The following is a 22,103-nucleotide window of genomic DNA, read 5'->3' as shown; positions in this document are numbered from 1 at the left end:
AGCATGATCTCGCCCCGTGCAGGGTCATCCCACCTTATCATCAGCTCTGACGGGACCCCGATGTTGTCGCCTTCGGTCAAGACCATGCTCGCGGCCCTTGCGAAGGCTTCCGACCCCAAAACGCACGCCGCGGAGTTACAGCGGTCCGGTCGCGCGCTTCTGGAAAGGCCGGACGACGCAGCGGGGCTGTTGGCACAGATGGCTGGCAGCGCGGCCGGCGCCGGTGAGGACGAGGAACGCATGAGCCAGCTGCTCAGCACGGTGCTCGACGAAGCCCGGATGGCGGGGGAGAACGGGCAGCGGCGCGGCGCGCTCTTCATCGATGCCCTCGAGGCGCAGCTCGGCGAACTGGTCGCATCGGATGCCTTGACCCTCAAAGGAAGCCTGGCGGTCTCAGGAATCTGGGTGCGCGCCGGCCTGACCCCGCCCGCCATCCTCGCCGCGCGGCAGGATGGATTCACTGACGCGGTAGCAGCTGGTGACGATCCAGCCGCTCTGGAGACCCTGCTCGACGGTCTGCTCGGCAGCCTGATGCGGGAGCACGGCGACAACGTCACAGTGCTCCAAGCCCTGTTTTCCGAGATGCTGCCCACCGTGCCGCCCGAGGCGCGCCGGGCCTTGGTCCGGCTGGCGGTGGGGCGGCCTCGGGAAGTTTTCGCCGAGCTCGGCTGCGCCTGGCTGCTCGATGCCGGTGCGGAGGTCCGCTCGGGCGCGGTGGACGGCCTGGCGGACCGCTTGGCAGCGGGGACGGCCTCCTCGGAGACGCTGGCCCGCCTCACGATCCTGCGAAGCTGGCTGGCGGATGCGGCGCTGCGCGACCGGGTGGATGGCCTCGTGCGGGAGGCCATGCGCAAGGGCGTGGGCGGCGCAACCAAGGCGCCGGAGCGCAAGCTGCACCGGATCGTCGCCAGCCCGGTGGATGGCTCCGGCGCGCAGAGCATGGCGGCGGCGGTGCAGACCGGGGGCACCCGCAGCGTGGCCGTGGTTCTGCTGAAGCAGGGCTTCGGCGTGAAGGATGCCTATGTGTTGCCCTGCGACAGCGCCACCGAGCAGCGCCGCATCCTCGCCACCCTCACCGACGAAATCGAGGCGCTAGAGGTCCCGCGCACTTACATGGAGCAGGCGCTCGGCATCGCCCTGGGCGAGGGACTGGAGGCGGGCTTGGCGCCCGTGCCGGGGCTTGTGGATGTGGCGCAGGCCTGCGGCCTCGACGCGCTGCGCCCGCTCTCCGCCTCGGTCGAGGCCATGCTGGAGCTGGCGGATCCCGGGGGCCGGGTTGCCGATCTGACGGTCCAGGCCCGGGGCCGGCTGATCACTGCCAGTCAGCACTGGCCGGACACCTATCCGGTCTTGGAAAGCTGGTTCGAAGACAGCGACGAAACCGTGGCAGCGCTGGAGAGCGCCAGGTCCCAGACCGCGCTGACCCGCAACATGTGGCGGGTGCTGGAAGGCCGCCGCGCGCATTGGGCCGCGGTCATCGCCCGCAATGCGCTGCTGCTCAACGCTGCCGGATCCACCCACGTTGACGAAGTCCTCGCTGTCGCCGCGGCGCTGAAGGACGGGCGCGACCTCAAGAAGACACCGGTGATGGGTTTCATCTGCGAGCAATCCATCATGGTGTGGATGGACCGGCGCGATGCCCATGACGGCCCCTTCGAGGCGCCGCTGGATATGCCGTTCGCCTCGTCCCTCCTGGCACCTGCGACTGGGACGATGCCGAATGCCGCACCCGAGACCGCGGGCGAACTGGCGAAGCTGTTGCAGCCTGCCGGGCTGACCGAGCCCTGGCTCGAGGGCTATCTGACGGGGATCTGCACCGCGCCGATCTTCGTGACACCGTCGGATTGGCTCACGCCGCTGCTTCACATTTTCGGCCCCTCCTTGAAGACCGAGAAGAAACTGTCCCGCTTCGTTGACCTGCTGATGCCGCGCTACAACGAGGCCATCTCGAAGCTGCGGGCGCCGGATGAGGGACTGATCCCGGCCGACATCCCGCTGATCCCGATCTGGGCGGACGGCTACCTGACAGCCTGGGAGGCGACGAAGCCGCACTGGCCTGCCAAGGCGCTGGGGCCGCAAGGCAAGACGATCCGCAAGGTGCTCGAGCAGGCGGCGGAGGGCCGGATCGACCCGACCGTATTTCAGGCCACGCTGCCGGCCTGGCTGCGAGAGCGCTTCGCTAAACAGAAGATGTGACGGCTGTCGCCAGACTCTCGAGCGGGCAGCCATCGGCACCGACACATCCGCTCTTCGTGTCGTCAGCCACTCTCATGCAGCGCCTGCCGAGCGGCTGCGCGCGACGGCGACATGTTAACCGCCTCGCCAATGACGGCGCCACTCCGGCAGGGGGCATTCGACGGCGCTTGTGAGCCGTCTCGGAGATCACGTTCGAGCGCGATTCCCGGAGCAACGGCAGCCTCGCGAAAGGTCGATCAAGGCGTTGGTGACACCCAGCATGCGAAGAGTGGTCTGGCGAATGAGGAGAGCTCTGGTCTTTCTTGGCCAACGAACGCGCAGCAGGTCTCGACCTTCCGGACGCCGGACAGCATTCTGATTTATCGAAAAACTTTGACTTGAGAGTTTCCCGGGGGCGCCCGGGGGCCGTTTTCCGGCCTTCACCTATATTGTGGGGGTGGAAATCCGCGTTGTTCACATTTCAGGCAAACGCTTTCGCTTGTCCACTCGTGGGAAACACCTGCCCGGATAAGGCGCATTCGGGGTTTCGATCCGTCGGCGCCCCCCTTCTGTGACCAACTTGGGAGCCTTACCCCCTGTTGTTGTCCAGTCCTGACACCTGTTATCCATATCTTTATACGCGAAAAGCGTGCGCAAACTGGACATGCAAACACTTTGGAGGCTGTAGCTGCAGCCAACCCCGCGTTTTCCGAGCGACGGAGCGGTCGTCAGTTCGGCCGTAGGCGGGCGTCCAGCCCGTCGGCTCGGGTCGCGGTGCACGAGCGTGTCACGTACCCTGCAGGGCGCATCGCTCTCCTGGCAAGCCGACAACACGGCCAACCCATGACGCTTGGCGGAACTACACCTTGTCGCTAAGGAGAGCCGCTTAAAGCCAAGCCTCGAGATCAGAAGCGGCGTGCCGGAATACCGACAGTCTGCGCGGTTCCGGCCTGGCGAAGGTCGCCCGGCCGGGACCGCACTGTGCCCGGCTGCGGCGGTGCGCAAGGGGCCAGGGGCCTCGACGTTGTCCTTATCGCTCGTGGTACGCTCTTCTCCGGCGGAGGATCGTCGCTGCCGCGCAACTCGCGCATATGCCAAAGGCCAGTGTCGGGTCCTTGCCTCAAACCGCTAGGCCGGGGCCATCAACCGCGAGAGGCTCGATGCGATCCCGGGCGGCGTCTACCGCATCCAGAGCGCGGCACAGGGCCCTTCAACGGCAACGACATGCGGATGTCGCCGGAGTTGCGCATGACGCCCGGCGCGCGCATCATCCTCTGCACCAACGAACCCGAGGGGGCCTATCACAACGGCTCGACGGGGACCTGCCTGCGGGCCAAGCGCGACGAGAAGGGGCGTCCGGAAGCCGAGGTCCTGCTCGATTACGGCCGCCCTGTGACGGTCCGGTGCCATGCCTGGGAGAATGTCGACTACGAGTTCGACGAGCAGACCCGCGACCTGAACCGCACCGTGACCGGCCGCTATGCGCAGCTGCCGATCCTGCCGGGCTGGGCCATCACCATCCATCGCAGCCAGGGCATGACGCTGCCCAACATGCATCTCGATCCGACCGGCATCTTCGCGCCCGGGCAGCTCTACGTGGGCCTCAGCCGGGCGCCGAGCCTCACCGGCCTGAGTCTCGCCGCGCCGGTCACCGCGGCGCATGTCCTGCATGATCGTGGGGTCCGCCAGTTCCAGGCAAAGCTCTTCGGACTGGGCGAAGAGGTGGGCGTCGAGGCCCCCGCGCCGGCGTAACGCCCGGCCCGGCTTTCCCCCTCAGCCGGGCGGCAGACACCCTGAAAACTCGCCCGGATGCCATGACGACGCCCGGGCGGGCGTAACGGCGCCGGGCTTTTTCGGCCCAATCCGCCGGGCACAGGAAGCGGCGTCCGGGCGATCCGAGACCGCCTGACCCCCGGTCATTCCCCGACTTCAGTGAAAATTTTCTCCGCTTCGAGGGCCTCAGCCGAGCGGCGTCCGAGGGGCGCTCGAGCAGAGCGGGAAGAAAGTCCCAATAATAAAAGTCACTTACACGTCTTACTTAATGTGATTAGAGGGGGCGTAACGGCGTAACAGGTCCGTAACGCCCCTGTTACGGTTGATGTTACGCCCGTAAGTGACTGATTCCTATGACTATTCTCTATCTACTATCTATATGTAACAGATAAATAGGATAAATATATATATAAGAGGGGGTGGTGGTGGAGGAGAGAGGAGGAGAAGAATAATATATATATTCCCCCCGTTACGCCGTTACGCTGTTACGCTTTTCATCAACCCATTGATCCTTAATGGAAATTCGTGATCTGGGGCGTAACAGAGGGTGTTACGGGGCCGGGTGGGCCGTTACGTCCACTGTTTGTTCACAATGCGACCGTGGCAGGCCACGGCGCCGACGAGGAGAGCCTCCGAGGCGAAAACATGGACCAGCCAACCGAGGCTGTGGCGCGGCGCGTAGTTCACGAAGGCCAGCCCGCGCGCCTGGTCGACGGCATGGAAGAGCGGGTTCCAGATCACCCAGTCAAGGAACGAGGTAGGCAGGACGTTGCCGGGGAACATCGCGCCCGAGGTGACCATGCCGACGCGCATCCAGCTGGTGGCCGCGAGGGAGGCAAGTCCGGGTCGGCACAGGCGCAGGCGCAGCAGGCCGAGTCCGAACCCCGGCCCGGAGATCCAAGCGGAGGCGAGGAGCGGGAGGGCCGGGAGCAGGCGGGCCTCGATCGGCTCGACAAGCGCATGAGGCGCGAAGATCGGTCCGGCGCGAGGACGCGCTGTGTCCTCCCTGGCATTGACAGATCGAACCATTGCATAGCTGGTGCAATGAGCCTGCCGATTGATCCTTGCAGACAGCAGCCGCGCCTGATCACCTGTCCGTGCGCGAAAAACGCCCTGGGATGGGCGCTACAGGCGCAGTGCTCTCGGCCTAGTCTGCCCCAGGCAAATTGCCGAGAACGCATTGCAGCCCCCTCCCAAGGCCTCCCAAGGGCAACCAGGCTATCATCTCTGCAGGATGGTTCGACATCAGGCGGCTTGATGATCGTTTTACGAAAGCACCGCGCCCCTACCCTCCTCGAGCCAAGGCGGCATTCTGCCCGCGTGTGGGCGGTGGGTTTTCCACATAAATCGAGATCGGACCTAGTGAACCCCCATTGTCGGATCGAAGCGCCACATGGGATTATCAGGTTCAGATCAGCTGCGGCTGGACAGCGAGCCGGGTGGCGGCGACGCCAATCACGACCACCCGACTCTCAGCTCTGCTTGCATGGTCTCATACCGAAGCACCGCGGACAAGATTCCGCGAACGAAGGACTGTGTGAATGAACGAAGGAAACCGTGAATGACCGATATGGATGAACCCCGCGACAGCTGCCGTACCGACCTCCTGTCCAGCACTGCCATGCCGGGGCAGGAAGCGGCCCCGCCCGACGCCGCGGTTGCATGGGAAGACACGGACCCTGCCATGGAGCGCCTGGACGTCGCGCAGATGAGCCGCCTCGAGCAGGCCAACATCGATCTCGTGCTCGAGAGCCTGCGTATCGACCCGGCCCATCTCGACCTCCGGCCCCTCATCCGGTTCTGGAGCCACGTGTGCATCTCGCATGGCGAACTGATCTCGGAGGTCGTCAGACACGGCATCTCCGACCGGACCATCGTCAGGGCGCTGCAGGAGGCGCAGGATGAGGCGGAGCTGTCGCCGGCCATGGACGAGATCGCGGCGGCCTGCTCGAATCTCGCGGCGCGGCTGCGCGCGACCCTCGTCGACCCCCGCATGACCGGGATGTGGAGCCCGAGCGACCTCGAATGGCGGGCCTGTGGGTTTCGGATGGGTTATCTGGCGTCGGCGGTGGAGATGTGGGACGGAGAGGACCTCCATGCGCTGTCTGGCGTGCTGCAGGAGATGGTCGAGTTCTGCTGCGTGACGGGGGACACGGTCGCCGACCACATCGACCTCGACGACCTGCCGCCGGCTGCGTTGTTGGCCGCTGGCATCGACGCGTCTGTCCCCGGCGTGGTCAGCGGGAACAAGGTCGAACAGCAGGCGGTCTGAACGAGCTGGGGCAAAGCGATACAGTCATCTGATGCATGGCATGTTCGGCGCCATGCATCAGGTGGCTTGGCACTCTACGTCCAATGTGCTGAAACCGTCGAACCACGGCACCTGCGGTCTCGGCAGCCCGCGCGATACCGAGGGGCCACGCCACGACCGGGGTAATCAATTGATCATCCCGGCTGTCGATCCCGCGCCGTAAACTTGGGGTGAAGACGAACAATGGCAGCGGCGGAACATCAGCGTACGGCCTTCCAAAAGACCCGGTTCATGACCGAGTGGAGTTCAGATGTTTCCATGTTCAGTCAAAACACCTGTTATCCATATCCTTATACGCAAATCCGGTGTTCCAACTGAACACAAACGCCCCCGGCGCGCCGAAAAACATACTTTTGGCCAGAACTTCGCTCGGTTGCCGTGCTGCCGTTGGGGTGTTTCCCACGACTGAACAGTGCGATTTTCCACCCCGACAATATAGGTAAACGGGCCGATCGGAGACGCAGGGGATCTGTTTGGGCCTTGTTCAGTAGTAGGGAACAGGGGTCCGTGACAATGCCCTAAGGGGTTTGCGAAGACACGAATGACCGTCCGCTCCAGTCGGAATGGAGACTACAGGCGGCAGAGACCTAACCTTCATCAGAACCCGCAAAGCTACGATCAGCAGCGTCGGCACTGAAGGTCATCCTGCTTTTAGCTGCGAACGCATGGCGTTGAGCCGCCCACGATGTACTCCGCGATCCTGGCGGAAAACCTGCCTGTTCGGCTGGGGTCAGCTGGCACGGCGCAATCGGGGGCCGGTCTCTGCGAAGTCCAGGGCCATCGCAGTTCCAACTTGATGGACTGCGCAGAAAGACCGAAGCCATCCCCGGTGGGGCCGACATAAGGGGAAATCCGCAACAGCCGCACAAGCGCCCCCAAAACATTCATTGGCGAAAGTTGGGGGACTAAAGTGTGAGAAGGAAAGATATCCCGACAGGGTGTACGTCTATCCCGCTACAATGACGGGGGAGCGCAAACTCAAGGCGTTCTACACTCCTAATTCTACTGACGCGCATGTTCTTTCTATAGCGAGAACCCATGCAACGGCGCAGGCGGCTGCTGCGGCACGCCTGGCAGGACGCAAAGCATCTCGTAGAGCAGGTTGGCGCCGAGCGTCGCGGTGGTGCCCGACGGGTCAAAGGGCGGCGAGACCTCGACGAGGTCGCAGCCGACGATGTCCAGCCCGGCCATGCCGCGCACGATCTCCTGCGCCTGCCAATCCGCGAGACCGCCCATCTCCTGCGTGCCGGTGCCCGGCGCGAGGCCGGGCGACAGGCTGTCGATGTCGAAGCTGAGATAGACCGGCGCGTCGCCCACGAGGGATCGCACTTGGTCCATCAGCCCGGTCAGCGAATGGCCGCGGACCTCCTCGGCGGTGACCACGCTCCAGCCCTGCGCGCGGCCCCAGGCGAAATCGTCCGGCGCGTAGCCCGATCCCCTGAGCCCGATCTGCACGACCTTGTCGTTTTGCAGGCAGCCATCCTCCCAGGCGCGGCGGAACGGGGTGCCGTGCGCGACCCTCTCGCCGAACATGTGCTCGTTGACGTCGGCATGGGCGTCGACATGGACCAGCGCCACCGGGCCGTGCCGCGCCTTCATCGCCCGCAGGATCGGCCAGGTCAGGGTGTGATCGCCGCCCAGCGTCAGCGGGATCGCGCCGTGGTCGAGGATCTCGCCATAGGCCGCGGTAATGATGTCGCAGGACTTCTTCAGGTCGAAGGTGTTGATCGCCACGTCGCCGATATCGGCAACCTGCAGGTGCTCGAAGGGCGCGGAGCCGGTGGCCATGTTGTAGGGCCGGATCATTCGGCTCTCGTCGCGGATCTGGCGCGGCCCAAGCCGCGTGCCGGGCCGGTTCGAGGTGCCGACATCCATCGGGATGCCGATGAAGCAGGCGTCGAGCCCCTCGGCCGTGGCCTGCGCCGGCAGTCGCATCATCGTCGCCGGCGCGCCGAAGCGCGGCATCTCGTTGCCGCCGAGCGGCTGGTTGAATCGGCTCATACTGCCATCAGCCCGGCCAGCGGCGCGGTTTGGGCCGCGACCTTGCGTTTCAGCATGACGATCGTCATTTCCTCGTCCCTCGCGAATTCCATGAACATCTGGTTAAGGTTGTTGAACACGATCCGTCCCAACTCGGCGACCGGCAGAGCGGGGGCGATCTCGCCGCGTGCGCGCAGCCGGTCGAGCAGGCGGATCACCTGGTCGCAGAGTTTTGCGTCGAGCGCGGCATAGTGCCGGCCGTTCGGCGTGTCGGCTGCCTCGATCGAGATCGCCATGGCGTGGCGCCACATCTCCTTGGTCAGGTAAACGAGGCTGTGGTCGTAATAGCCGTCGATCAGGGCTCCGAGCGCCCGCGCGGCCCCGGCGGGCGGCTCGGCAACCAGCGCCTCGCCCTGCGCCAGAACTTCCTCAACCTCCATCGTGACTACGGCCATCAGGATGTCGCCCTTGGTCGGGTAGTAGTTGTAGACCGTGCCGACCGAGACCTCGGCCGCGGCGGCGAGATCCTCGATCCGGGCGGCGCGATAGCTTTCGCGGAATGCGGCGACTGCCGCCTCGAGGATGCGCCTCTGGCGGTCCGCTTTCTGCCGTTCACGCAGCCCGGCCATCGCCGTTCCCCCGGATCAAAAATGAGTTGACTTAAATTCTGAGGCCATTCAACTTTCTTCGCAAGAGGGCATGAGCCCCGCCGGCGCTACACGCCGCTATTCAGGGAGACGATAATGACGACCCCGAGACTCATGATGCTCTGCACCACCGCGATCCTTGCGCCCGGCCTTGCCGCGGCGCAGGAGCTGAATGCTCTCGTCTGGTGCGACCATACCGACCCGGCACTGATCGAACCTTTCGAGCAGGAACACGGCGTGAAGGTGAACCTTCGAGAATACGAAGGCACCGGCGCCGCATTGGCGATCCTCGAGCAATCCCGTCCCGGCGACTGGGACGTGCTGGTGATCGACGCGATCGACGTGCCGCGAGCGGTGGAGGCGGGGCTGATGGCCGAGCTGCCGACCGGGGAACTGCCGACTGCCGATTTCTTCCCCGAGGTGGTGATGGAGGAGAGCACCACCCGCGACGGCAAGACCTATGCCGTCACCGAGAAGTTCGGTTACAACACGATCTCCTACAACGCCGACAAGGTGGACGAGGCCGACATGCAGTCGCTCTCGACCATCTGGACCGACGAATACGCCGACCGGATCGCGATCTACGACTACTACCTGCCGGTGATCGGCCTCGCCGCGATCGCGCGCGGGCTGGAGACGGCGGATCTCTCCAAGGACGATCTCGACGCGCTGCGCGAGGAACTGTTCGCGATGAAGGCCGCCTCGCGCTCGGTCGGCGAAGTCGTGGCGAGTCAGACCGCGCTCGCGACCGGCGAGGTCGACATCGTGGTCGGCGGCGGCGAGTGGCTGACGGCGGTGCTGGCCGAGGAGCGGCCCGAACTGACCTGGACCATCCCCGAGGAAGGCGCGGTCCGCTGGGCGCAGTCGATCGGCGTGCTCGAGGGCAGCGAACAGAAGGACCTCGCGCTCGAATTCGTCAAGCACGTGGTCAGCCCCGAAGGGCAGGCGGCGCTGGCGACCTCCTCCTGCTTCTGGGGCATGCCCGCCAACATGCAGGCCGGCGACCATCTGAGCGACGCGCAGAAACAGGTGCTGCGCTGGGACGAGCAGCAGGACTACCTCGCCCGTGCCCAGCTCTATCCCGCGCCCGACGAGGATCTTGACATCGAGATGCAGGATCTCTGGCTGGAGATGCTGCAGCAGTGAGCGACGGCGGAGCGGCCCGGGGCTGGGGCTTTGCCGCCCCGGCGCTGATCTGGACCTCAGTCTTCTTCGTGCTGCCCTTCGCGGTGATGGCGGCGATGAGCCTCGCCACGCTGGACGGGCGGACACTGGTCTGGGGGATAAGCCTCGCCAACTACGCCGAAATCTTCGGCGAGAGCTTTTTGCGCCGCGCCATCGTGGTGTCGCTGGAGATCACCCTCACCGTCACCGTGGTGTCGGTGCTGCTGGCCTACCCGCTGGCGTGGATCATCGCCTACCGGGTGCCGCCCAAACGTCAGCGGCTGGTGCTGATGCTGGCGATCCTGCCTTTCTGGACCTCCTACGTGGTGCGCTCCTATTCTTGGCTACTGGTCCTGTCGCGCGAAGGGGTAATCAACAAGGCGCTGATCGGGCTGGGGCTGATCTCCGAGCCGCTGACGCTGGCCTCGACCCGTTTCGCCACGGTCACCGGCTTCGTGCATTTCTTCGTCATGCTGCTGACGCTGACGATCTACGCCAACCTCGTGCAGCTCTCGCCGAACTACCGCCGCGCGGCAATGGATCTCGGCGCCAACGCATTCCAAACCTTCCGGCACGTGATCCTGCCGCTGACCCTGCCGGGGATCGTGGTCGGGGCGTTCCTCACCTTCGTGCTTTGCATCGGCGACTACATCACGCCGCAGATCCTCGGCGGCAACAACGAGCTGACCGTGCCGCAAGTGATCATGGTGCAGCTCGGTCGCCGTGCCGACTTCCCTATGGCCTCGGCGCTGTCGATCGTGCTGATGGGGCTGGTGACGCTGGCCTACCTGACCAGCTCGCGCTGGCTGAAGCTGGACCGGCTGTGATGCGCGCGCTGCCGTGGATTTACGTCGCGCTGGCCTTCGGCTTCATCTACCTGCCGGTCGGCGCCTTGGTGCTGTTCTCGTTCCAGGGTGGGACGCTGCCGGTGCCGCCCTTCGACGGGCCGTCGCTGCACTGGTATCGCGCGGTGCTCTCGAATCGCGACCTGATGGCGGCGCTGGCCAATTCGCTCATGGTGGCACTCGGCTCGGCAGCGCTGGCCTGCACATTGGGTTTCCTCGCGGCCTACGGGTTGGCGCGGCACGTGCTGCCGGGCTCGGGGCTGGTGCGCGCGCTGCTGATCGCGCCGATGACGGTGAGCTACCTGATCGTTGGTCTGGGTCTGCTGATCGTGCTGAACCGGCTTGGGCTACCCTTGTCGCTCGCCACCGCCGGGCTTGGCCACGTTGTGATCAACCTGCCGCTCTGCTTCGCGATCATCTACGGATCGATGGGCGCGCAACAGCAGAACGCCGAGCGCGCGGCGCGCGATCTCGGCGCGAACGAGGCGCGGGTGATCTGGTTCGTCACCGTGCCGATGCTGGCGCCCGCGATCCTCGCCGCCTTCTTCCTGTCGGTGACGCTGAGCTGGGACGAGTTCATCATTGCCTTCCTGCTCACCCGCTTCGACGTGACCCTGCCGGTCGAGATCTGGAGCCTGCTGCGCTCGGGGCTGTCGCCCGAGACCAACGCCATCGGCAGCCTGGTCTTCCTGGTCTCGGTGGCGCTCGTCCTCGCGCTCGAACTTCTGGTCTTCGGGAGACGCCGTACGTGACTGCCCCCATTGCCCTTTCCATCCCGTCGCACCGCTTCGGCAGCTTCACCGCGCTGCGAGAAATCAAACTCGACATCGCGGCGGGCGAATACGTGGTGCTGCTCGGGCCGTCGGGCTGCGGCAAGACCACGCTGTTGTCGATCCTCGGCGGCTTCCTGTCGCCGAGCCAGGGGCGGGTGACGGTGGGCGGGCGCGACATGACGCATGTGCCGCCCGCCAAGCGGCCGACCACGACGATGTTCCAGGATTACGCGCTGTTCCCCCACATGAGCCTGCGCGACAATGTCGGCTTCGGGCTGCGCATGGCCGGGATGGGGCGGCGCGAGCGCCACGCCCGGGCCGAGCGGCTGCTCGGCATGGTCGGGCTGGAGGGGGCGGCGGCCAAGCGGCCGCACGAGCTGTCGGGCGGCCAGCGGCAGCGGGTGGCGCTGGCACGGGCGCTGGCGGTCGAGCCGGACGTGCTGCTCTTGGACGAGCCGCTCGGTGCGCTTGACCTGAAGCTGCGCCGCGCGATGCAGGACGAGCTGAAGGCGATCCAGCGGCGGCTCGGCACCACCTTCGTACATGTCACCCACGACCAGGAAGAGGCGATGGCGATCGCCGACCGGATCGTGGTGATGAATGCCGGGCGGATCGAGGATCAGGGTCCACCCGACCGGGTCTATCGCCGCCCCGCCAGCCTGTTCGCTGCGGGCTTCATGGGCGAGATGAACCGCATCGCCGGGACCGGGCGGCAGGGGCGGGTCGAGACCGCCTTCGGGCCGCTGCCGGACTGGGCACCGCCCGAGGGGCCGCTTACCATCTGCCTGCGGCCCGAGGCGCTGCGCGCGGGGGAGGGGCGCTGGAAGCTCGGCGCGGCGCGGATCGAGGACGCGGCCTTCTTCGGCACGCATTACCGCGTGCATCTCATGCCCGAGGCCGCGCCTGACACCCGTCTCGTCGCGCATCTCGCACCCGAGGCCCGACCAGAGTCCGGCGCGCGGATCGATCTCGCCGCCGATCCGGCCGACCTCACCGTGTTTCCGGAGGATGCCCCGTGATCCGAGCCCGCCCTGAGGAATGGTACGCGACCGAAACCAAGGCCGACGGCATCACGCTGATCTCCGAGCCCTTCATCGAGGAATTCTACCGCTGCAACATCTGGCACATCCGCGGCCGGGACCGCGACCTTCTGGTCGACAGCGGCATGGGGGTGGTGAGCTTGCGCGACTGGGTGCCGCTGGTCACCGAGAAGCCGCTGATCGCCGTGGCGAGCCACACGCATTTCGACCATATCGGCTGCCACCACGAGTTTCCCGAGCGCTGCGTGCACCGCGCCGAGGCGGAGATCCTCGAACGCCCAGGCAACCGTGCGACGCTGGCCGATCCCTATGTGAGCGACGCCATATTCACCCGACTGCCGCCCGAACCCTACAGCTCGGCTACCTACGGGCTGAAGGGTGCGGCGCCGACCCGGCTGCTCGAGGATGGTGACGTGCTCGACACCGGCGACCGGCATTTCAAGGTGATCCACACGCCGGGCCATTCGCCGGGCGGCATCGCGCTGTGGGAGGCGGCAACGCAGACGCTGTTCTCGGGCGACATCGTCTATGACGGGCCGCTGATCGAGGACACCTACCACGCCGATGCCGCCGATTATCACGCCTCGATGGTGCGGCTTTACGACCTGCCGGTCCAGGTCGTGCATGGCGGCCATTTCCCGAGCTACGATGGTGCGCGGCACCGCGAGATCATCCGCACCTGGCTCGACGCGAAGGAGCGGGGATGAACGCGGCGCAGGACCTGATCGAGCGGCGGAAGACGCTCTTCGTCGATGGCGGCTGGCGGGCGGCCTCCGGCGCGAGCCGGCTGGTCGTGACGGACCCGGCGGACAAGACGGTCATCGCCGAGGTCCCGGCTTCGGGTGTCGGCGACATCGCCCGCGCGGCGCAGGCGGCGGCGCGGGCATGGGGCGACTGGAAGGCGCGCACTTCGGCGGAGCGAGCAGGCTACCTGCGCGGCTTCGCCGAGGGACTTCGGGCCCGGCGCGCGGCGCTGGTCGAGCTGCAGATGCGCAACAACGGCAAGCCGCGCGTCGAGGCCGAGATCGACCTCGACGACGCCGCGGCGACCTTCGACTACTACGCCGGTCTGGCCGAAGGCATCGATGCCGCGCAGGACGCGCCGGTCGCGCATGCGGGCGGCGTGCATCGCGGGAGAGTGCGGCACGAGCCGCTGGGGCCGGTCGGGCTGATCGTGCCGTGGAACTTCCCGCTGGTGACGTCAGCATGGAAGATCGCCCCGGCGCTGGCGGCAGGCTGCACGGCGGTGCTGAAGTTGTCCGAGGCGACGCCGCTGGCGGAGCTGGTCTATGGCGATATCTCGATGGAGGTGGGCCTGCCGCCGGGCGTGCTCAACATCGCGGCGGGCAGGGCCGAGGCGGGAATCGCGGTGACCGCCGCGCCGGAATTCCGCAAGGTGTCCTTTACCGGATCGAACATGATCGGCTCGCAAGTGATGGCGGCGCTGGCGCCGCGCTGCCTGCCGCTGTCGCTGGAACTGGGAGGCAAGTCGGCGATCGTGGTGCTCGACGACGCCGATGTCGAACGGGCGGTGGATTGCATCATCGGCGGCATCTTCTTCAATGCCGGGCAGATCTGCTCGGCCACCTCGCGGCTGATCATGGAGCATGACATCGCGCCCCGGTTGACCGAGGCGCTGGTCGAACGCACTCGCGCGCTGCAGGTCGGCGGGCCGTTTGAGGACAGCACCGAGATGGGGCCGATCACCACCGAAGCGCAGTTCGAACGGCTGCGCGAGACGCTGGCGCGTGCCCGCTCGGCTGAGCTCGAGGTGCTTGCGGGCGGCGACGCGCTCGACCGCGAAGGGCGGTTCATCGCTCCCACGATCTTCCGTGACGTGCCGCATGCGGACCCGGTCTGGACCGAGGAGCTCTTCGGCCCGGTACTCGCCACCGCGACGGTGGCCAACACGGAGGAGGCGGTGGCTCTTGCCAACGCCACACGCTTCGGGCTGGTGGGCTCGGTGGTCAGCGGCGACCCGGAACGGGCGGATGCGGTCGCCGACCGGCTGGAGGCCGGACAGGTCTGGGTCAACACCCCGCAGGTGGTCTACCCGGACAGTGCCTGGGGAGGATTCAAGCAGAGCGGCATCGGGCGGGAGCTGGGCCCTTGGGGCCTCGCCGCTTACCAAGGGGTGAAGCATATCCTGCGCGAAAACTGACCGCCAATTCGTAGCTTGCAGACGATAAATTACATAATGAAAGTTACGCGTATAGGTTGCATGTAGCGGCACACGCTACTTCCAACTGCGACTCTTGTTTGAAAACAATGCCCTATCAAGCAGGAGTTTTCCAGTATGGGACGTGTTTGCGCGCAACTGGCGTGCGAGGAGCGCCGCAAGATCGAGCGCTGGCGCCATGCCAGAGTATTCGTGAACGAGAGGCGCAGGTGCTGCGGCGTCACCGCTCGACCATTTTCTGCGGGCTCGGCGCGATCATTTTCAGGATCCCTCCATGCCAAAGGTCGTTCTGCGACCCCTCCCCGTCCTAGCAGTAAGGCACAGCTGCGAACACCAATCGCGATGCTCGCCAAGGGCCGCTCCGCGAACCGGGCATCGGTCAACTCTCCGATCACGATATCCGCGAGATCTGCGACAGGCTGAATGTCGCGCTCCGCAAATGCTTCGGAGGGAAGTCGCCCGCCAAGGTGTTCTAGGCCTAGATTCCGCAAAAGAGGCCGCGAGCGCCGTGCTTTCAGACCACCGCGGAGTCTGCGGGTAAGTATCGCCTAAATTCCGTGCTTTCTGTTGAGTTGAAACGAGATCGGCGTGACACTCCTCGTCACCTCGGTCGAGACGATCACCCTGCCCCGCCGCATGTGGATGGGCCTGCGCGACAATGTCGACCCGACGATCGCCGCGCTCTCGAAGCCGCCGACCCTCGTGGTCACGGCCCATGTCGGCCGGCGCGCGGCGCTCCTGATGCGCAAGGGGGCCGGGGCCCGCCGAGCGCCCCGCCTCCCTGCCACGCGGCCCCGTGCCGCGCGGCTCCAGAAGCCCGAACTTTCACCACTGCTACAGGGTGCGACATGAATTTTGGTCTGAGCGACGAACAGGAGATGATCGTCTCCACCGTCCGCAGCTTCGTCGAAAACGAGATCTATCCGCACGAAGCCGAGGTCGAGCGAACGGGCGAGGTGCCCGCCGAGATCGCGCAGGAGATCAAGCGCAAGGTCATCGATCTGGGCTTCTACGCCTGCAACTTTCCCGAAAGCGTCGGCGGGCCGGGCCTGTCGCATCTCGAATTCGCCCTTGTCGAGCGCGAGCTGGGTCGTGGCTCGATGGCGCTGACCCACTTCTTCGGTCGGCCGCAGAACATCCTGATGGCCTGCGAGGGCGAGCAGGTCGACCGCTACCTGATGCCCGCCGTGCGCGGCGAGCGGATGGACGCGCTGGCGATGACCGAGCCCGATGCCGGCTCGGACGTGCGCGGCATGAAATGCACCGCCACGCGCGACGGCGACGACTGGGTGATCAACGGCTCCAAGCACTTCATCTCGGGTGCCGACCACGCAGATTTCTTCATCGTCTTCGTTGCCACCGGCGTCGACGACACCCCGCGCGGGCCCAAGAAGCGCATCACCTGCTTCCTTGTCGACCGCGACACGCCGGGCTTCGAGGTGGCGCGCGGCTACAACTCGGTCTCGCATCGCGGCTACAAGAACTGCAACCTGTATTTCGACGACTGCCGGCTGCCCGACGCGCAGGTGCTGGGCGAGGTCGATGGTGGTTTCGCGGTGATGAACGAATGGCTCTATGCCACGCGGATCACCGTGGCGACCATGTCGGTGGGCCGCGCCCGCCGGGTCTTCGACCACGCGTTGCACTACGCGGCCGAGCGCCAGCAGTTCGGCCAGCCGATTGCCAAGTTCCAGGGCGTTGGCTTCCAGATCGCCGACATGATCACCGAAATCGACGCCGCCGACCTGCTCACGCTCTCTTCGGCATGGCGGCTCGACCAGGGCCTGTCGGCGAACCGCGAGATCGCCTCGGCAAAGCTCTACGCCTCGGAGATGCTGGCGCGGGTGACCGACGCGGCGCTGCAGATCCATGGCGGCATGGGGCTGATGGACGAGCTGCCGATCGAGCGCTTCTGGCGCGACGCCCGGGTCGAGCGGATCTGGGACGGCACCTCCGAGATCCAGCGCCACATCATCAGCCGGGAGCTCTTCCGGCCGCTGGGCGCCTGATCCGTGGAGCCGCTCGGCCGCTTCTTCTCGCCGCGCGCCATCGCCGTCATCGGCGGCGGGATCTGGTGCGAGAACGTGGTACGCCAGTGCCGGGCGGCGGGTTTCGCCGGGCCGATCTGGCCGGTGCATCCCGGGAAGGCCGAGGTCGGCGGCCTGCCCGCCTATCCCGATCTCGCGGCGCTCCCCGGCAGGCCCGACGCCGCCTTCATCGGCGTCAACCGCTTGCTGACGGTCGAGGTCGTGGCCAAGCTGTCGGCCATGGGCTGCGGCGGCGCGGTGTGCTTCGCGGCGGGGTTCAGCGAGGCGGTATCCGAGCTGTCCGACGGCGTGACGCTGCAGGCCGATCTGGTCGCGGCGGCGGGCGGGATGCGGGTGCTCGGCCCGAACTGCTACGGCATGGTCAACGCGCTCGATCAGGTCGCGCTGTGGCCCGACCGGCACGGCATGACGCCCTGCGACAGCGGTGTGGCAGTCATTGGCCAGTCTTCGAACGTGCTGATCAACCTCACCATGCAACGCCGGGGCCTGCCATTGGCCGTCGTCGTGGCTGCCGGCAATCAGGCCCAGACCTCGATGGTGGATCTGGGCATCGCGTTGCTCGAGGATCCGCGCATCACCGCGCTGGGGCTGCATATCGAGGGCATCGGAAACCTGCCCGCCTTCGAGCGGCTGGCCCGCCGCGCGCGCGAGCTGGGCAAGCCCGTCGCCGCGCTGAAGGTCGGCACCTCGGGACAGGCGCAGGCGGCGGCGGTGTCGCACACTGCTTCGGTCACCGGTAGCGATGCCGGCGCGCGGGCGCTGCTGCGGCGGCTCGGCATCGCGCAGGTCGACACCCCGGCGGAACTGGTCGAGACGCTGAAGCTTCTGCATGTGACCGGCGGGCTGGCCTCGACGCGCATCGCCTCGGCCTCCTGCTCGGGCGGCGAGGCGTCGCTGATGGCCGATATGGGCGAGGCGGCGGGCATGGTCTTTCCGCCGCTGGAACCGGGCCAGCATGCGGCGCTCCGCGCCGAGCTCGGCCCCAAGGTCGCGCTCGCGAACCCGCTCGATTACAACACCTATATCTGGGGCGACGAGGCGGCGCTCGCGGCCTGTTTCAGCGCCCTGTGCGACGCCGATCTGGCGCTTGGCTGCGTCGTGATCGACTTTCCCCGCGACGACCGTTTCGACGCGCCCGAGTACGATCAGGTGCTCCGCGCGGCGGCGGCTGCGCAAGATGCCACCGGCACGCCGATGGCGCTGGTCTCGCTCTTGGCCGAGGGGCTGCCCGAGGCGGTCGCGATACGGGCACTGCGGCTCGGCATCACACCGCTTTGCGGCATGGGCGAGGCGCTCCACGCGATCCGCGCCGCCGCCGGGATCAGGGGGTATAGGGACCGGAACGGCGCCATGCCCGAGCCCGTGCTGATCCCGAACGAAGTGCGGGGCGCGACCCGCATCTACCCCGAGGCCGAGGCCAAGGCGCTGCTCCGCGCGGCTGGAATCCGGGTGCCGAGATCGACCCGCGCCGCCTCAGCCGAGGCGGCCGGGGCCGCCGCCGCCGCGATCGGCTTTCCGGTCGTGCTGAAGGGCGAGGGCATCGCCCACAAGACCGAGGCCGGGGCGGTCGCGCTGAACCTCGCAGACGCCGGGGCAGTGCGCGAGGCGGCAGAGGCGATGCCGGCCGAGAGCTTTCTCGTCGAGGAAATGATCACCGGTTGCGTGGCCGAGCTTCTCGTCGGGGTGATCCGCGATCCGGCGCATGGCTTCGTCCTGACGCTGGGGCTCGGCGGCATCCTCACCGAGCTGATCGGCGACACCGCCTCGATGCTGGTCCCCGCCAGCCGCGGCGCGGTCGCGGAGGCGCTTGCCGGGCTGGGGACCGGTGCGCTGCTGACCGGCTATCGCGGGCGGGCAACAGCCGATATGCAGGCCGTGCTCGATACGGTCATGGCATTGCAGGAGTTTGTCAGGCTTCATGCGGATCGGCTGCAGGAGGTCGAAATCAATCCGCTGCTCTGCCGCGCGACGGATGCCGTGGCAGCGGACGCGCTCATCAGGATGGGAGAGAGCCGATGACATCTTCGAACGTGCGCACCGAGCGCCGCGGCGCGGTACTCGAGGTGACGCTGGACCGGCCCAAGGCCAATGCCATCGACACGGCCACCAGCCGCGAGCTGGGCGAGATCTTCACCGGTTTTCGCGACGACCCCGAGCTGCGGGTGGCGGTCATCACCGGCGCGGGCGAGAAGTTCTTCTGCCCCGGCTGGGACCTCAAGGCCGCCGCCGAGGGCGAGGCGGTCGATGCCGATTACGGCAAGGGCGGCTTCGGCGGGCTGCAGGAGCTGCGCGGGCTCAACAAGCCGGTCATCGCCGCGGTGAACGGCATCGCCTGCGGCGGCGGGCTGGAGCTGGCGATCAGCGCCGACATCATCCTCGCCGCCGATCACGCCAGCTTCGCCCTGCCGGAGATCAGGTCGGGGACGGTGGCGGATGCCGCCACGATCAAGCTGCCCAAGCGCATCCCCTATCACATCGCGATGGAGCTGCTTTTTACCGGCCGCTGGTTCGACGCGCAGGAGGCGCATCGCTGGGGTCTCGTCAATCGCATCCTGCCCGCCGCCGAGCTGATGACGGCGGCGCGCGCCATGGCCGAGGAGCTGGCCGCCGGGCCGCCGCTGGTCTTCGCGGCGATCAAGGAGATCGCCCGCGAGGCGGAGGACATGAAGTTCCAGGATGCCATGAACCGCGTCACCGGCAGCCAGTTCGAGACGGTCGAACGGCTCTATCGCTCCGAGGATCAGAAGGAGGGCGCCCGCGCCTTCGCCGAGAAACGCGACCCGGTCTGGAAGGGCCGGTAACGAAAGGACAGGAGAGGTCATGCCACTCGAGATGAACCGCAAGATATTCCTCACCGCCGCGATCACCGGGGCCGGGGCCACGCAGGACAAGAGCCGCCTCGTGCCCCGCTCGCCCAAGGAGATCGCCGACGCCGCCATCGACGCCGCGAAGGCGGGGGCCGCGATCGTGCATTGCCACGTGCGCGACCCCGAGACCGGCGCGCCCTGCCGCGACCTCGATCTCTACCGCGAGGTGACCGACCGCATCCGGTCGGCCGATATCGACATGGTGCTCAACCTGACGGCGGGGGTCGGCGGCGACCTCGCCTTCGGCGGGGTCGAGACGCCCATGGATGTCGACGCGGCCCAGACCGACATGGCCGGCGCGACCGAGCGCATGGCCCATATCCGCGCCTGCCTGCCGGAGATCTGCACGCTCGATTGCGGCTCGATGAATTTCGGCGATGGCGATTACGTCATGACCAACACCACCGCCATGCTGCGGTCCATGGGCGCCCAGATGACCGAGCTCGGCGTGAAGCCGGAGATCGAGGCCTTCGACACCGGACATTTGTGGTTCGCCAAGCAGCTGGTCCGCGAGGGCGTGCTGGACGACCCGGCGCTGGTGCAGCTGTGCATGGGCGTGCCGTGGGGCGCGCCCAACGACCTCAACACCTTCATGGCGATGGTCAACAACGTGCCCGAAAGCTGGAACTGGTCGGCCTTCAGCCTCGGGCGCGACCAGATGCCCTATGTCGCCGCCGCCGCCTTGGCGGGGGGCAATGTCCGCGTCGGCCTCGAGGACAATCTCTATCTCGAGCGTGGCGTGCTGGCGACCAACGGGCAGCTGGTCGAGAAGGCGGCCAGCCTGCTGTCGAACATGGGTGCCACGCTCATGGGTCCGCAGGAGGTTCGCGACCAGCTCGGGCTGAGCAAGCGCGCGCCCGGTGACCTGCCGGCATGAGCCGCGCGGCGATCATCGGCGGCGGCGTCGTCGGCGGCGGCTGGGCCGCCCGTTTCCTGCTCAACGGCTGGGACGTCGCGGTCTTCGACCCCGACCCCGACGCCGAGCGCAAGATCGGCGAGGTGCTCGACGATGCCCGGGCCTCGCTGCCCGCCCTATACGACCGGCCGCTGCCGCTTGAGGGCCGGCTGAGCTTCGCCTCTTCCGTCGCGGATGCGGTGGCGGGGGCGGATTGGGTGCAGGAAAGCGTGTCGGAGAGGCTCGACCTCAAGCACGCGGTCTATGCCGAGATCGCCGCCCACCTGCCCGAGGGCGGCTTCGTCGCCTCCTCCACCTCGGGCTTCAAGGCCAGCGACCTCGCCGCACGCGGCGCGCCGGTCGTAGTGGTGCATCCGTTCAACCCGGTCTATCTGCTGCCCCTGGCCGAGATCTCGGGGGAGGCGCGGTATTGCGATGGCGCCCGCGAGGTCGTCGCCTCGATCGGCATGCATCCACTCGTGCTGCGCAAGGAAATCGACGCCTTCATCGGCAACCGGTTCCAGGAGGCGGTGTGGCGCGAGGCGTTGTGGATGCTCGAGGACGGCATCGCCACGACATCGGAGATCGACGACGCGATCCGCATGAGCTTCGGTCTTCGCTGGGCACAGATGGGGCTGTTCGAGACCTACCGCATCGCCGGCGGCGAGGCCGGCATGCGAGCCTATATCGAGCAGTTCGGCCCGACCCTCGGCTGGCCCCGGAGCAAGCTGACGGACGTGCCAGAGCTGGACGATGCGCTGATCGACACGATCGGTCGCCAGTCCGATGCCCAGTCCGGGCACCAATCGATCCGTGCGCTGGAGCGGCTGCGCGACGACAACCTCGTTGCCATCCTGCGCGGCCTGCGCCAGACCGGCAGCGGTGCAGGCGGCGTCCTTCTCGAACATGAGCGGAGCCTGCCCGAAGGCGGGGAGATCGACGGGCTGCCGATCACGCTGCGCAAATCCGTACCGGTGACCTGGACCGACTATAACGGACACATGAACGAGGCCGCCTATCTCGAACTGGGCAGCCGGGCGACCGATGAGCTGATGAAGCTGATCGGCGCCGACGCGGCCTATATCGCTTCGGGCAAGAGCTTTTTCACCGTCGACACCCGTATCCGGTATCTCGACGAGGTGCATCGCGGCACGATGCTGACGGTGACCACGCAGCTGCTCGAGGCGGCGGGCAAGAAGATGAAGCTGTTCCACCGCGTGACCAAGCCCGACGGGACTCTCGCGGCGACGATCGAGACCCTGCTTTTGCACACCGACCTGACGTCCCGCCGCGCCTGCCCCCCCGAACCGCAGGTAGCGGCGGCGCTCGAAACCCTGGCCGCGGCCCATGCCGGGCGTCCCGCCGAGGGCGCCGGTGGCACCGTCGGGCAACGCAGCTGACGAACG

At 66.9% G+C, this 22,103-nt stretch carries 17 protein-coding genes and 2 pseudogenes; 16 read left to right on the top strand and 3 right to left on the bottom strand.

What is annotated here, in order from left to right; genetic code table 11:
* The first annotated feature begins 60 nt into the window (after positions 1-60).
* Positions 61-2,196, top strand: a complete 2,136-nt coding sequence (locus tag ACRAQ3_RS18810) for a UPF0149 family protein (RefSeq protein WP_432256732.1) — start codon at positions 61-63, stop codon at positions 2,194-2,196.
* 1,203 nt (positions 2,197-3,399) lie between these two features.
* The gene (locus tag ACRAQ3_RS18805; RefSeq protein ID WP_432256731.1) at positions 3,400-3,927 is read left to right on the top strand and encodes a hypothetical protein; all 528 of its coding nucleotides are present in this window, start codon (positions 3,400-3,402) and stop codon (positions 3,925-3,927) included.
* A 591-nt stretch (positions 3,928-4,518) separates the two neighbouring features.
* Here ACRAQ3_RS18805 and ACRAQ3_RS18800 read toward each other — a convergent pair.
* Positions 4,519-4,977 (bottom strand): hypothetical protein, encoded by a 459-nt coding sequence (locus ACRAQ3_RS18800; RefSeq protein ID WP_432256730.1) that lies wholly within the window; start codon positions 4,975-4,977, stop codon positions 4,519-4,521.
* Positions 4,978-5,509: 532 nt separating this feature from the next.
* Here ACRAQ3_RS18800 and ACRAQ3_RS18795 point away from each other — a divergent pair.
* Positions 5,510-6,220, top strand: a complete 711-nt coding sequence (locus ACRAQ3_RS18795) for a hypothetical protein (protein ID WP_432256729.1) — start codon at positions 5,510-5,512, stop codon at positions 6,218-6,220.
* Between the two features lie 1,062 nt (positions 6,221-7,282).
* Here ACRAQ3_RS18795 and speB read toward each other — a convergent pair.
* The gene (speB, locus tag ACRAQ3_RS18790; protein ID WP_432256728.1) at positions 7,283-8,260 is read right to left on the bottom strand and encodes an agmatinase; all 978 of its coding nucleotides are present in this window, start codon (positions 8,258-8,260) and stop codon (positions 7,283-7,285) included.
* Complete coding sequence (locus tag ACRAQ3_RS18785; RefSeq protein ID WP_432256727.1) at positions 8,257-8,868, bottom strand: TetR/AcrR family transcriptional regulator; 612 nt, start codon at positions 8,866-8,868, stop codon at positions 8,257-8,259. The genes speB and ACRAQ3_RS18785 overlap by 4 nt, the downstream gene beginning before the upstream one ends.
* A gap of 114 nt (positions 8,869-8,982) precedes the next feature.
* On the opposite strand from ACRAQ3_RS18785, the gene ACRAQ3_RS18780 reads away from it, so the two are divergent.
* The 13 genes and pseudogenes from ACRAQ3_RS18780 to ACRAQ3_RS18720 all read left to right on the top strand — a co-directional run bounded on the left by ACRAQ3_RS18780 (position 8,983) and on the right by ACRAQ3_RS18720 (position 22,097).
* Positions 8,983-10,032, top strand: coding sequence for an ABC transporter substrate-binding protein (locus ACRAQ3_RS18780; RefSeq protein WP_432256971.1), 1,050 nt, complete (start codon positions 8,983-8,985; stop codon positions 10,030-10,032).
* Positions 10,029-10,877 (top strand): ABC transporter permease, encoded by an 849-nt coding sequence (locus ACRAQ3_RS18775; protein ID WP_432256970.1) that lies wholly within the window; start codon positions 10,029-10,031, stop codon positions 10,875-10,877. The genes ACRAQ3_RS18780 and ACRAQ3_RS18775 overlap by 4 nt, the downstream gene beginning before the upstream one ends.
* Positions 10,877-11,647 carry an ABC transporter permease gene (locus ACRAQ3_RS18770; protein ID WP_432256969.1) on the top strand — a complete coding sequence of 257 codons (771 nt, stop codon included), beginning with the start codon at positions 10,877-10,879 and terminating at the stop codon, positions 11,645-11,647. The genes ACRAQ3_RS18775 and ACRAQ3_RS18770 overlap by 1 nt, the downstream gene beginning before the upstream one ends.
* The gene (locus ACRAQ3_RS18765; RefSeq protein ID WP_432256968.1) at positions 11,644-12,687 is read left to right on the top strand and encodes an ABC transporter ATP-binding protein; all 1,044 of its coding nucleotides are present in this window, start codon (positions 11,644-11,646) and stop codon (positions 12,685-12,687) included. The genes ACRAQ3_RS18770 and ACRAQ3_RS18765 overlap by 4 nt, the downstream gene beginning before the upstream one ends.
* Complete coding sequence (locus tag ACRAQ3_RS18760) at positions 12,684-13,415, top strand: MBL fold metallo-hydrolase (RefSeq protein ID WP_432256967.1); 732 nt, start codon at positions 12,684-12,686, stop codon at positions 13,413-13,415. Before ACRAQ3_RS18765 ends, ACRAQ3_RS18760 begins: the two co-directional genes overlap by 4 nt.
* Positions 13,412-14,869 (top strand): aldehyde dehydrogenase family protein, encoded by a 1,458-nt coding sequence (locus tag ACRAQ3_RS18755; protein ID WP_432256966.1) that lies wholly within the window; start codon positions 13,412-13,414, stop codon positions 14,867-14,869. The genes ACRAQ3_RS18760 and ACRAQ3_RS18755 overlap by 4 nt, the downstream gene beginning before the upstream one ends.
* Before the next feature lie 135 nt (positions 14,870-15,004).
* Positions 15,005-15,173: pseudogene (locus ACRAQ3_RS18750) on the top strand (IS30 family transposase); the annotation flags it as partial.
* 293 nt (positions 15,174-15,466) lie between these two features.
* A pseudogene (locus tag ACRAQ3_RS18745) lies at positions 15,467-15,578 on the top strand (ABC transporter permease); the annotation flags it as partial.
* Positions 15,579-15,735: 157 nt separating this feature from the next.
* The gene (locus tag ACRAQ3_RS18740; RefSeq protein ID WP_432256965.1) at positions 15,736-16,896 is read left to right on the top strand and encodes an acyl-CoA dehydrogenase family protein; all 1,161 of its coding nucleotides are present in this window, start codon (positions 15,736-15,738) and stop codon (positions 16,894-16,896) included.
* Positions 16,897-16,899: 3 nt separating this feature from the next.
* Positions 16,900-18,954 carry an acetate--CoA ligase family protein gene (locus ACRAQ3_RS18735; protein ID WP_432256964.1) on the top strand — a complete coding sequence of 685 codons (2,055 nt, stop codon included), beginning with the start codon at positions 16,900-16,902 and terminating at the stop codon, positions 18,952-18,954.
* Positions 18,951-19,736 (top strand): carnitinyl-CoA dehydratase, encoded by a 786-nt coding sequence (locus ACRAQ3_RS18730; RefSeq protein ID WP_432256963.1) that lies wholly within the window; start codon positions 18,951-18,953, stop codon positions 19,734-19,736. Before ACRAQ3_RS18735 ends, ACRAQ3_RS18730 begins: the two co-directional genes overlap by 4 nt.
* A gap of 19 nt (positions 19,737-19,755) precedes the next feature.
* On the top strand, positions 19,756-20,679 hold the full coding sequence (locus ACRAQ3_RS18725; protein ID WP_432256962.1) for a 3-keto-5-aminohexanoate cleavage protein: 924 nt from the start codon (positions 19,756-19,758) through the stop codon (positions 20,677-20,679).
* Positions 20,676-22,097, top strand: a complete 1,422-nt coding sequence (locus ACRAQ3_RS18720; protein ID WP_432256961.1) for a carnitine 3-dehydrogenase — start codon at positions 20,676-20,678, stop codon at positions 22,095-22,097. Before ACRAQ3_RS18725 ends, ACRAQ3_RS18720 begins: the two co-directional genes overlap by 4 nt.
* The last annotated feature ends 6 nt before the right edge of the window (positions 22,098-22,103 follow it).

This window comes from Limimaricola sp. AA108-03, from assembly GCF_050847355.1.
Classification (GTDB): domain Bacteria; phylum Pseudomonadota; class Alphaproteobacteria; order Rhodobacterales; family Rhodobacteraceae; genus Limimaricola.
Note: the sequence above shows the minus strand (reverse complement) of the source record. Positions and strands in the feature narration are given on the sequence as shown.